Source organism: Vibrio sp. OPT46 (assembly GCF_015163535.1).
Lineage (GTDB): Bacteria > Pseudomonadota > Gammaproteobacteria > Enterobacterales > Vibrionaceae > Vibrio > Vibrio alginolyticus.
In genome coordinates, this window is the sequence record NZ_JADDYG010000008.1 from 26,979 (window position 1) to 38,400 (window position 11,422).

The 11,422-nt window shown below is 44.9% G+C and carries 8 protein-coding genes and 1 pseudogene; 2 read left to right on the forward strand and 7 right to left on the reverse strand.

All coding sequences use genetic code 11. The annotated features are described in order from the left end of the window. The 3 genes and pseudogenes from IQR33_RS32030 to IQR33_RS01440 all read right to left on the reverse strand — a co-directional run. A pseudogene (locus tag IQR33_RS32030) lies at window positions 1-521 on the reverse strand (aminotransferase class III-fold pyridoxal phosphate-dependent enzyme); the annotation flags it as partial. Between the two features lie 208 nt (window positions 522-729). Then, on the reverse strand, window positions 730-1,998 hold the full coding sequence (locus IQR33_RS01435) for an O-acetylhomoserine aminocarboxypropyltransferase/cysteine synthase family protein (RefSeq protein ID WP_193837484.1): 1,269 nt from the start codon (window positions 1,996-1,998) through the stop codon (window positions 730-732). A 119-nt stretch (window positions 1,999-2,117) separates the two neighbouring features. Continuing rightward, the gene (locus IQR33_RS01440) at window positions 2,118-3,029 is read right to left on the reverse strand and encodes a LysR substrate-binding domain-containing protein (protein ID WP_042521185.1); all 912 of its coding nucleotides are present in this window, start codon (window positions 3,027-3,029) and stop codon (window positions 2,118-2,120) included. Between the two features lie 106 nt (window positions 3,030-3,135). Between IQR33_RS01440 and IQR33_RS01445 the strand changes: the two genes are divergently transcribed. Together IQR33_RS01445 and IQR33_RS01450 are read left to right on the forward strand one after the other, a co-directional pair. Beyond that, on the forward strand, window positions 3,136-4,392 hold the full coding sequence (locus tag IQR33_RS01445) for a D-amino acid dehydrogenase (RefSeq protein ID WP_042521183.1): 1,257 nt from the start codon (window positions 3,136-3,138) through the stop codon (window positions 4,390-4,392). Between the two features lie 307 nt (window positions 4,393-4,699). After that, complete coding sequence (locus tag IQR33_RS01450; protein ID WP_005381681.1) at window positions 4,700-6,247, forward strand: alanine/glycine:cation symporter family protein; 1,548 nt, start codon at window positions 4,700-4,702, stop codon at window positions 6,245-6,247. A gap of 100 nt (window positions 6,248-6,347) precedes the next feature. On the opposite strand, the gene IQR33_RS01455 is transcribed toward IQR33_RS01450, so the two are convergent. The 4 genes from IQR33_RS01455 to IQR33_RS01470 all read right to left on the reverse strand — a co-directional run bounded on the left by IQR33_RS01455 (window position 6,348) and on the right by IQR33_RS01470 (window position 10,959). Then, complete coding sequence (locus tag IQR33_RS01455; protein WP_005381682.1) at window positions 6,348-6,938, reverse strand: acetate uptake transporter; 591 nt, start codon at window positions 6,936-6,938, stop codon at window positions 6,348-6,350. A 182-nt stretch (window positions 6,939-7,120) separates the two neighbouring features. Beyond that, the gene (locus IQR33_RS01460) at window positions 7,121-8,824 is read right to left on the reverse strand and encodes a chitinase (protein ID WP_042521182.1); all 1,704 of its coding nucleotides are present in this window, start codon (window positions 8,822-8,824) and stop codon (window positions 7,121-7,123) included. Window positions 8,825-9,036: 212 nt separating this feature from the next. Next, entirely contained in the window at window positions 9,037-10,560 is a 1,524-nt protein-coding gene (locus tag IQR33_RS01465; RefSeq protein WP_193837483.1) for a Na+/H+ antiporter NhaC family protein, read from the reverse strand. Window positions 10,561-10,773: 213 nt separating this feature from the next. Then, window positions 10,774-10,959, reverse strand: coding sequence for a hypothetical protein (locus IQR33_RS01470; protein ID WP_025594098.1), 186 nt, complete (start codon window positions 10,957-10,959; stop codon window positions 10,774-10,776). Between the last annotated feature and the right edge of the window lie 463 nt (window positions 10,960-11,422).

Here is an 11,422-nt window from a genome sequence, read left to right on the forward strand (position 1 = left end):
TGACTCTGCTGACAACGATAAGCATAGCAAGGGGCAATGTGATGACTCGGATGCAAGATAGGTTTGAACGGTTCACGTCGCCATTCATTACCACCGACCGCCAGAGCTCCCAACGTATTGCCGTGATAACTTTGCTGACGCGCAATGAATTGCTTCTTCTCTGGCTTACCTGATTCCACAAAATACTGCCGCGCCATTTTTAGTGCCGACTCCACCGCTTCTGATCCGCCACTGACTAAATACACATGGTTGAACTGCTCAGGCATATGCTGACAAATCAATTCCGCTAGTCGCTCACTGCTGTCACTAGTAAAAAATCCAGTATGAGCAAACGGCACTCGCTCGAGCTGTTCCAACATAGCTTTTTTAACGGCTTGATGACTGTGGCCAAGGTTTGATACCGCAGCGCCGCCACAAGCATCGAGATACTGTTTCCCTTGTTTATCGAATAGATAAACACCTTCACCTTTATCGATGATTGGCAACGTGGCATGGCAATGACGGTGAAATACGTAAGACATTTGAGTCCCTTCCAATGTGTAAGATTTGCACACATCATCAGGAACAACCCCAAATGCGACAAGGGAATAAATTTCATCCACCATGAGCTTTTGGAATACCACAATCCAAAAACACTAAAACCCTTGATATTTAAACAATAAAATAAAAATAGGCTAGCTTTTTTAAAGGCTGGCCTATGGGTAACCCAAAGCTAAAAACAGAATCGTTTTACGCGTTTAGTGCCTGTTCTAAATCGGCTAGAATATCGTCAATATGTTCAATACCCACCGATAAACGAATCATCTCTGGAGACACACCAGCTTGTTTTTGTTCTGCTTCGCTCAATTGACGATGAGTCGTCGATGCAGGATGGCAAGCCAATGATTTTGCATCGCCAATGTTCACCAAACGCTTAAAGATTTTCAAAGCATCATAAAAACGCACACCAGCGTCATAACCATCTTTTAAACCAAACGACAAAATCGCAGAAGGCTTACCTTTCATGTATTTTTCGGCGAGATGGAAGTGTTCAGAACTTGGCAATCCGGCATAACTTACCCAACTGACTTTGTCATTCTGTTCCAAGAATTTAGCCACTTTGAGTGTGTTCTCGGTATGGCGCTCCATACGCAGCGGTAACGTTTCTAGCCCTTGCATAAGCATAAATGCATTCATCGGTGATAATGCGGCTCCGGTATTACGCAGTGGTACGGTACGCGCACGCCCGATAAATGCCGCTTCACCAAACGCTTCGGTATACACCACGCCGTGGTAAGAAGGTTCTGGTTGGTTGAAAACAGGAAAGCGGTCTTTGTGCTGCGCCCAAGGGAATTTACCTGAATCCACAATCACGCCACCCAATGTGGTGCCATGCCCACCAACGTATTTAGTGAGAGAGTGAACTACGATATCCGCACCGAACTCGATGGGTTTGCACAGCACTGGCGTCGCGACGGTGTTATCCACAATCACAGGCACGCCTTGTGCGTGAGCAAGCTCCGCCACACGTTCTAAATCGATGATATTACCTGCAGGGTTACCAATGCTCTCGCAGTACACCGCTTTGGTATTTTCATCAATTAACTCGGCCAAACTTTCTGGCTTGTCATCTTTAGCAAACTTCACCTGAATACCCTGATTTGGCAGCATGTGCGCAAACAAGGTATAAGTACCGCCATAAAGTTGCGGCGTAGAAACGATGTTATCGCCCGCTTGCGCTAAGGTCAGAATCGCATAGTTAATCGCTGCACTCCCCGCACTCACGACCAATCCAGCAATGCCGCCTTCTAACGCCGCCATGCGTTTTTCCAGAACATCGTTAGTCGGATTCATGATGCGAGTGTAGATATTCCCCGGCACTTCCAAGTTAAACAGATCAGCGCCGTGCTGCGCGTTGTCAAACTCGTACGCGACTGTTTGATAAATCGGTGTCGCGACAGATTTGGTGGTCGGGTCAGTTTCGTAACCAAAATGGATGGATAGCGTTTCGTCTTTCATGTTCTTCCCTGTCTTTCATCACTCAAATAGCGGCAAGCAAAGCACTTACCTTGCTTATAAAACTTATATTGCCCAATTTTTCAACAAATAACGTAGGGATAAATCACAGAGATAAAACGCTAATTCAACTGTCCAAGTAACCAGTGACGAAACGTTTCTGTCGCATTCGTACGTGTGTTCATGATCAAGTAATACCCTGCATTGGCAGGAATCGGTTTGAATGGAGAAACCAAACGCTCTGTCGTCAATTCATCCTCAATCAATGCCATTCGAGCCATCGCAATCCCAACGCCAGCTTCGGCTGCAGACATCGCCATATCCGTTCGATTAAAAAAGTGTCCGACATCGGTTTTAAAATCCAACCCCATCGCTGACGCCCAATATAGCCACTCATAGTCACGCGTCGCTTTTTCCCATGGCATCGCATCGTGTAGTAGCGTCGCCTCTTGCCATTGCTTCACTGGCATTGAGTTTTTTTGCTCACCAAACAACGTTTTTAGCCAGCCATGATCCTCAAGGTATTTTGGACTCATCACCGGTAGCAGATGCTCATCCAAAATCAGCTCCGCGTTAGCATTTCTATAAGGATGAAGACCATAGTCAATTGCGACGTCATAGTCTTTTATCTCACTATTTACCAGCGCACCTTCCGCAAAGATTTGTACTTGGATATCCGGATTATCATGATGGAAGCTTTCGAGCTTTGGGACTAACCATTTGAAAGCAAAAGAAGGCGTCAACTTCAAACGAATTTCATTGGTTTGCTTTTCTACTTTGAGCTCATCAAGCAATTTGCTCAGTTCCGAAAAGTGAAACTGCGTCGCTTGGTGTAACTGAGTGCCTTTTACGGTTAAACGAATACCGCGAGAGTGGCGTTCAAATAAAGTAAAACCTAATAACGCTTCCAAATGAATAATTTGTTGGCTTATGGCACCAGTGGTGAGGTGTAAATGTCTTGCGGCACCAGTAAAGCTACTGTACTCCGCGACTTGGCTAAATAGGCACAAACCACTTATCAGATTACTTTTCATCCTTGAGCCTATAGTTTTTCTAAACACTGTGTGTAATTTATATCGATTGTTAATAAAAGGTAAAGAAAAGAAACTGAGCACTCTGATAAATGTGTGGAGTGCATCAATGGAAGTCATCGTATTAGGCAGCGGCGTTATCGGCTTAACCTCTGCTTGGTATTTATCTCAAGCAGGCTATCAAGTTACCGTCATTGACCGCCAACCAAGCAGTGCCATGGAAACGAGCTTCGCCAATGCCGGGCAGATCTCGTATGGCTATTCTTCGCCTTGGGCTGCGCCTGGTGTTCCTGTTAAAGCCATTAAGTGGTTAATGGAAGAGCATGCTCCACTTAAAATCAAACCCACTCTGAATGCCGACATGATCCGCTGGGCGAGTAAAATGGTCGCGAACTGCACCCTACCTCGCTATCAAGTTAACAAGGCTCGCATGCTTTCGATCGCTAACCACAGCCGTATTTGCTTAGAACAGTTACGCCAAGAACACGCCATTGAGTATCAAGGACGTCAGTTTGGGACCTTGCAAGTATTCCGAACACATCAACAGCTGCAAGCTATTGAAAAGGACATGCAGCTCCTTGAACAAAGCGGAACCCGATTTAAGCTAATGGACGTCGAACAATGTATTGAACAAGAGCCAGGGCTTGCACTTGTGAAAGACAAACTGGTTGGTGGCTTGCATCTACCTGATGACGAAACGGGCGATTGCCATCAATTTTGCCAACAACTAACGGAGCTTGCTAAGGCACACGGTGTCCGATTTGAGTTCGATACTGAAGTAAGCAATTGGGTTACAGTAGGCAAAAAGATCATAGGTGTCCAAACGAACCGAGGACAATTTAAAGCAGACCAATATGTAGTGGCCTCTGGCAGCTACTCTACAGCGCTACTCAAGCAACTCGATATTGATATTCCGGTCTACCCTGTCAAAGGCTATTCACTCACCATCCCGATGGAAGATGAACACTTCTCTCCTCGATCTACTGTGATGGATGAAACCTATAAAGTCGCTATGACTCGATTTGATGACAGAATTCGCGTAGCTGGCACCGCAGAATTAGCAGGGTTTGATACTTCCCTTCCACAAAAGCGCAAAAACACTATCGAAATGGTCATCCGTGATCTTTTTCCTCGTTGTGGTGACTTCAGCCAAGCTGAGTTTTGGAGCGGCTTTAGGCCAATGACGCCTGATGGCACACCAATTATCGGCGCGACTAAATACGATAACCTTTTTACTAACACCGGACACGGAACTCTGGGTTGGACGATGGCTTGTGGTTCAGGTCAATTGCTAGCAAGCGTAATGAAAGGTGAAAAAACAAAAGTGATGGATAATGCGGAGCTTAACCTTTGTCGTTACGCCTGAGGACATGACTGAACAAAAAACAGGCAGACACTTACTCCACAAAATGCATAACCACTGGCATTTTTAACTCATCAAAATCGCAGCACATTTAAATGACAATGTGCTGCATAATTAATCATCAGGCAAATCTTCTACCTAAAAGGAGCAAATAAGCAACAAGAACCAAATTTTAACAACTACTCTCCATTCTGTGTTCATCATCACGCTACAAAGGATTTGTAGCTAAAAAAGTTAACAATTGCATTACATAAAGGGTAATGTATTGTGTGAAAAACAACCACAAACACAACTAACAGGGAAAATACTCATGCAGTCATTAGTTGATTTTCTGAATGGAATTATTTGGAGCCCGGTACTGATCTATTTGTGCCTTGGCGCAGGTTTGTTCTATTCAATCATGACGCGTTTTGTACAAATTCGTCACTTCTTTGAGATGTGGCGCTTATTACTTTCAGGGAAGAGTTCAACAAAAGGGATATCATCATTTCAGGCACTTGCCGTTTCACTGTCTGGCCGTGTAGGTACAGGTAACATTGCTGGTGTTGCTGCTGCTATCGGTTTCGGTGGCCCAGGCGCCGTATTCTGGATGTGGGTCGTAGCCTTCTTTGGCGCTGCAACCGCATACGCAGAATCAACACTTGCACAAATTTATAAAGAAGAAGACGAAGGCGAGTTCCGTGGTGGCCCTGCTTACTATATTGAGAAAGCAATGGGACAAAAATGGTACGCTTGGATCTTTGCTATCGCGACCATCTTTGCTTGTGGTGTTCTACTTCCTGGCGTTCAATCGAACAGTATCGGTAACGCAGTAGAAGCCGCATTTGGCTCAGGTGACATGATTGAAACCGCTATTGGTACCTTCAGTTTTGCTAAAATTTTCACTGGTACGGTTGTTTGTGTCATTTTGGCTTTCATCATTTTTGGTGGCGTAAAGCGTATCGCGAACTTTACCCAAGTCGTTGTGCCATTTATGGCGTTAGCTTACATCATTACTGCGTTTGTCATCATCCTTCTAAACATTGGTGAGGTTCCACGCATTTTCGGCATGATCATTGGTGACGCGTTCACACCAATGGCAGGCGTTGGTGCGGCAATCGGCTGGGGTGTAAAACGTGGTGTCTACTCCAACGAAGCAGGTCAAGGTACTGGTCCTCACGCAGCAGCAGCAGCGAGTGTTGATCACCCAGCTCAGCAAGGTCTTGTTCAATCTTTCTCTATTTACATCGATACACTACTTGTGTGTTCAGCAACCGCGTTCATGATTCTTATCACTGGCGCGTACAACGTAAATGGTGCGATTGAAGGTACATTCCTGGTTCAAAACCTACCAGCGGATATTGGTGCAAATGGTCCTGTGTTTACACAGATGGCGATCGAAAGCGCACTACCTGGCGTGGGTAAACCATTCATCGCAATCGCTCTATTCTTCTTCGCGTTTACGACCATTCTGGCTTACTACTACATTGCAGAAACGAACATTGCTTACATTCGTCGTACGTTCAAAGTAAATGGACTGATGTTTATTCTGAAAGTCATCATTATTTCATCCGTGTTCTACGGAACCGTGAAAACCGCCAACTTAGCATGGGCGATGGGTGATGTAGGCGTAGGACTGATGGCGTGGCTAAACATCATCGGTATTTTGATCATCTTCTTTATGTCGAAGCCTGCACTCAAAGCACTGAACGACTACGAAGAGCAACAAAAACGTGGTGTGACCGATTTTACATTTAACCCTGTTGCACTGGGCATTAAAGGCGCAGATTACTGGGAAGATAAGTACCGACGTAAAACGGGTAAAGCACCAACGGCAGACAGCAATAGCGCAGAAACTGTTGAGCAACCATCAACATAGCGTTATCACATAAATAAGAAAAAGCAGTGGTCCGATTGAGGACATAAAAAAGGGGGATTAACCAATGGTTAATCCCCCTTTCTTCATTATGAGTAGCAGCTTAGGCGATAACCGCTTCAACTTTACGAGCGATTTTTGCTTTACCTACAGGTAACACTTCACGACCAAATTCGTTGTTCAGTACTTGTGCCATTGCGAAGTAAATTGCACTTGCGCCACAGAAGATACCCTCGAAGCCAGCGATAGCACCGATCACTTCGCTACCAGTGAAATCACGAGCAGCAAGCAAGAAGAACAGGATAGTTAGAGAACCAAATACCACTTGCTTCGCTGTTGGGTAACATAGAGAACCAATGAACATGAAACCAGTGAAGATGCCCCAAAGCGCTAGGTACCAACCCATAAAGCTTGCAGGGCTTGCAGGAAGCCCCATGTGAGGCATTACGATTAGACCAACCAATGTTAGCCAAAATAGACCGTAAGAAGTAAACGCAGTTGTGCCGAACGTATCACCGCGTTTAAAACACATGATGCCAACGATTACTTGGCTAAGGCCACCGTAAAAGATGCCCATCGCTAGAATCATAGAGTCAATTGGGAAAAATCCTGCATTATGAATATTGAGCAGAATAGTGGTCATACCGAAACCCATTAGACCTAGCGGTGCTGGGTTAGCCAGTTTTGTCGACATGTACAAATACCTTTTTTCAAAAATGTTGATAAAAAATGCGCGCGAATTTTAATGGGCTCCAGAACAAAAGAGAAAAGCTGTTATTGAAAACTTAGATTCCATAAATAAACCACTACATATATAAAAAAAGACCCTGCAAAAAAGCAGAGTCTTTATAGATGGTTAGGTTGTTTTTTACTCGATCACTGACAAGAAATCTCGTCCCAGAACCAGTTGCTTTGCGTTGGGCTTTCCCACACTCCTGGGCCATTTTTCGCAACAAAACATTTGTTTTGGTACGTCACTTTATCGCCGTTAGCGACTTGCGTTACACCCGGCTCCCACTGAATAAAATTGCCTGTCACTGGTGGTTCTGGCTCGGTTACTGGCGGCTCAGGTTCTGTGACGGGCGGCTCTGGCTCAGTCACCGGTGGTTCAGGTTCCGTTGTAGGCGGCTCCGTAGGAGTGCCTGAAACCAGCTTCCACGGGTCTCCTTTCGTTGGCTCATTACCTTGTGACCACCATTTCGCTTCGTAAACAGCACCTTGGTAAGAAACTTGATCACCCGTGTTATATACTTTGCCAGAATCCCAAGCTGCCACACCACCTACAGGCGGATCGACCGGATCCACTGGGTCTAACTTGTCAACTACACGAACTTCTGGCCAACCCGCATGAGATTGGTAGAAGTTAGTTACACATTTCTCATAGTCACCCGCAACTAGCGCAGAGTAAGCCGTTTGGAAACCAACAAGTTCACATTCAAAAGAGTGGCCTCCCGGACGATCTGAGTAGTATTTCCAGTTCCCATCCCAGTTGGTGTACAACACGTCTGTCGCACCATTCAGATTTAAGCTGCCGTAAGGCGTCTGCTGCCAACAGGTATTGGTCTCATCGGCTTCAATTGGAATTTGATAATGAGCGGCAAGTCCTTCCCAATAGCGAATACGGTTAACAGGTTGACCTTTATCTTTGTTTTGCTCTCCACACTCAATACCACCATTGATCACGTTGATGGTGGTACCAAAGCCGTAACCAATGCCAGCATCAAGCTCACGCTGTGAAGGCACCCAAGTACGGTCAATCACATGTAGCATTGCAGGTTTCGGTGCTTGTGGGGTTAGGAAGAACCAGATAGCCGATGCTAAGTTCAGCCACGAATCCGCAACCAAGCCTGGATTTTTCAGCAATACAGATGCATCGCCATCAAACATCACTTCAGAGAACGCGCCATAGTTAAAATGGTAAGAAAGCTGCTTTGCACCACGTCCAAAGTAACCTTGTCCAGACTCACATGGCCAGCGTTTGTTTTGCCAGTCATTTTGACCACAACCTGTTGTGTAACCTTCTTGCCCTTCAGACCATCCCATTTCTCGCACATGAACCAAAGCTTGCTGCCACTCTTCCAACCCTAGCGGATTATCCGATACGTTATCAATCGAAATATGGCCACCGGTTTCTTGTGCAAAGTGAGCAAACGCTGTCACGATCGATTTTTTACAAATTGCATCCGAATCACGACCGTCTGTGTACTCTCCACAGAATGCAGGGAACTTACCAATTGCACGTAGGAAACGCGTGTAAGTGTATTCAGGTGCCGCCATTTGAGTCAGGAAGTCCCACTCACTTTCGGGGAATACACGCTCTACACGCTTCACGTTTTCTGGGTTGGTTGTCGCCCCTGGAACAATCGCTTCAACCACTGAGTTCGGGCGTGTCTCTAATGCTTGTGACCAAATGGCATACATAGGATCAGAAGTTTTGCTTTGCTCTACGGCTTGAACGTCACCACGAGCAATAACATAACCATTCGGATTTTGCGGATCGGGCTGAATATTCATACTCGCATTCACTTGTGCTGCTAAGACACAACTCAATGCAAGAGGAAGATGTTTGAGTGCAAACATGTCTAGTCTCCGGATTTCAACAATACAATATACGAGGAATAACTAGACATATAGTGGATCATATATACGAAACACCGAGCCAAGTACGTTGATTCTGCGAGACAAAATGAATAAATAGGTCCTCACACACATTTTGTCACAAGAAAAATGTTACCTTGACTCAAAAGAAAAGCGGAGACCCTGTGAGCCTCCGCTTTGTGATGTTTCTCTCTTTATTGTTCTGCCGAAACCACCTCTAGCTTCGCGGTTGACTTTTGTTTAGACAGCACAAAATAAACCACACACTGAGAAATAATTGCGGCAAGCACAATCACTGGTGAGGCGTTGATTCCAGCTAAAAGAAAACACCCCAATGCGATCATTCCATTGAGTAATGCGTAAGGTAATTGTGTACGGAAGTGCTCATACTGTTCACACCCCGCTCCTGTCGACGACAAAATCGTAGTTTCAGAGATGGGAGAACAGTGATCGCCAAACAAGCCACCAGATAATACCGCACCAATACAAACCAACAGTGGTGCATCAATCGCGACGGCAGTTGGGATCACTAATGGCATCATGATGGCAAACGTCCCCCAAGATGATCCCGTAGCGAACGAGATAATACCGGCCAGTAAAAACGCAACCGCTGGCAATAACCAGTAAGGGAAACCGGCTTGAGCTTGTTCAGCAATGTATGCAGCTGCACCTAATTCTTTCCCAACCGAGCTAAGCGCCCAAGCCAATACCAGAATCACCGCCACTGACATCATGTTTGACATCCCTTTCAGATAAACCTGAATACCATCCGAAAGCTTTCTTACGCCATAAAACGCCATCAGCGCAATTAAAGTGAAGGCCGCGAAGAAATATGCAGAAGAAAGTGCAGCCCTAAACGTTGATCCTGCCACTTTTTGAAATGGAAAACCGTGTGGCACGAGGATGGTACATAGAACCACCAGCATAACGAGCAAAGGTGCCCATACAAAACTAGATTTTGCATTTTTATGCGTAAACACATTCATGAACTCCTGCACTTTCCCAAAGTCGGAGCCCTGCTCTGCTAGTTGCTCAGCCTTCGCCATCGGTCCGAAATCTAATTTGAAGAAAGAGACAATCGGCACAATCGCGATCGCAAGAAAGGCGTAAAACTGATACGGGATCGCACCAATGAAAGCATCCCAATCACTCATACTGACATTCAGGGCAGTAAACTCTTTTTGAATCAATCCCATGATGTAAACGCCCCATCCGATAAAAGGGATCAAGATTGCGACGGGAGAGGAAGTAGAGTCGATAATAAAAGCTAATTTTTGGCGTGATAATTTTAACTTATCAAATAAAGGGCGAAAAACAGGGCCAACAATCAGTGGTGTACCAAGGTCTGAGAAGAAAATAACCACACCACCGAACCATGCGGACAGTTGAGCTTGGCATTTACTCGCAACCCATTGAGTAACCTTTTTAGCAAACGCCACACCACCGCCAGATTTCTCCATCAAGGCAACAAAGCCACCAATAAAGACCAAGAGCAAAATGACGCCCGCATTGTAGCTGTCAGTTAATTGCGGCAGTAGATAGCTTTTCATCAATGCACTAAACGAGTCTAGTGGCCCTTTTTCGACAAATGTCCCTTCGAGCATAGCGACACCACTCACCACACCCGCGAATAAACCAACAACGACATTTCTTGTGGTCAGCGCGAGGAAAAGAGTAATAAGGATGGGAATGAGAGAGGTAACGTCAGCCTGTTCCATAGCAATACCATTTATGATAATTAAACAATTAAAATGAATATATATTTAATTTAACCGCACGTATATATCTCTCACGAAAAAGTTGGGCCTCCTCTTCACAAACTTGAAGTACAAAAAAACCAGCCCGAAGGCTGGTTCTTATAAACTCAACTGTCTAGAGGAAAATTATTCCCACTCGAAGATCAACGAGCACAAAATACATCTAAATAACAGCTAGTTAGAAATGCCACCTTTCTCGATACCATCATCTATACCATGCGCAGAATTTTTTTGATTTTTTGCGTCTCGTCGGCGTTTTAGTTCGGCTTTGGCCCAAATTGAAGATTCTTCCATATCGCGACGAAGTTCTTGTATCTCTTCAACACTAAGCCGTCGTGGACCTGAGGTAATTCTATCCATCTTGTGCCTCCAACTTGTCGCAGTACATTTTAAAACGCATCAAAACATGAGTTACTAACAAGAAATATTGGGGATATTTTTAGATTGTTTTTCATACACATCTTGAAAGCCATCAACACTGCCCAAAGATTATACAACGAGGAATAACCTCGTTAAATAAAAAGGATCAAATCATGGGTTTGAAACCAGGGCCAAAACCAATAGCCAAGTCGACCGGCAAGCCAGATCAACGTCGACGTGACAACAAAAAAACTCCAGGAAACACTCCCGGCTTAAAGCCAAGCAAATCCTCGACCAAGTAACGCTACCTCAATATCGAGTCAGTGTAAGTGATACTGACTCTTGTTGCTAAAACCCAAAACACGCTTTTGCCCCATTATAAGACAGAGTAAATACTCATTCATATCCTGTTTATTGGGTTTTGCCTTACTAAAAGTAATCCATTCTTCTAATGCTATTCGTT